This is a genomic window from Streptomyces sp. URMC 127 (assembly GCF_051386535.1).
Classification (GTDB): domain Bacteria; phylum Actinomycetota; class Actinomycetes; order Streptomycetales; family Streptomycetaceae; genus Streptomyces.
Genome location: NZ_JBPQTW010000488.1, coordinates 1 through 586 on the forward strand (window position 1 = coordinate 1; position 586 = coordinate 586).

The 586-nt window shown below is 72.7% G+C and carries 1 protein-coding gene; it reads right to left on the reverse strand.

Going from position 1 to position 586, the window contains the following annotated elements; genetic code table 11:
- Window positions 1-586: signal recognition particle receptor subunit alpha (locus ACSNOH_RS35050; protein WP_436725483.1), on the reverse strand; the 586-nt coding region annotated here is incomplete at both ends.

The window sequence follows — 586 nt, forward strand, 5'->3', positions numbered from 1 at the left end:
TCGACCGAGCCGTGCTTCTCGACGACCCGCTTGACCTTGCCGAGCTCGTCCATGAGGCCGGTCTTGGTGTGGAGCCGGCCGGCGGTGTCGATCAGGACGACGTCGGCGTTCTCGGCGATGCCCTCCTTGACGGCGTCGAAGGCGATCGACGCCGGGTCGCCGCCCTCGGGCCCGCGGACCGTGCGGGCGCCGACGCGCTCGCCCCAGGTTTGCAGCTGATCGGCCGCGGCGGCGCGGAAGGTGTCGGCCGCGCCCAGGACGACGGACTTGCCGTCGGCGACGAGCACGCGCGCGAGCTTGCCCGTCGTGGTCGTCTTACCGGTGCCGTTGACGCCGACGACCATGACGACGCCGGGCTTCTCCTCGCCGTTGACGCCCACGCCCGGCTCGGTGTGGACGGTGCGGTCGGCGTCGGTGCCGATGAGGGTGAGCAGCTCCTCGCGGAGCAGGGCGCGCAGTTCCTCGGGGGTGCGGGTGCCGAGGACCTTCACGCGCTCGCGGAGGCGCTCGACGAGCTCCTGCGTGGGGGCGACGCCGACGTCGGCGGTCAGCAGGGTGTCCTCGATCTCCTCCCACGTGTCCTCGT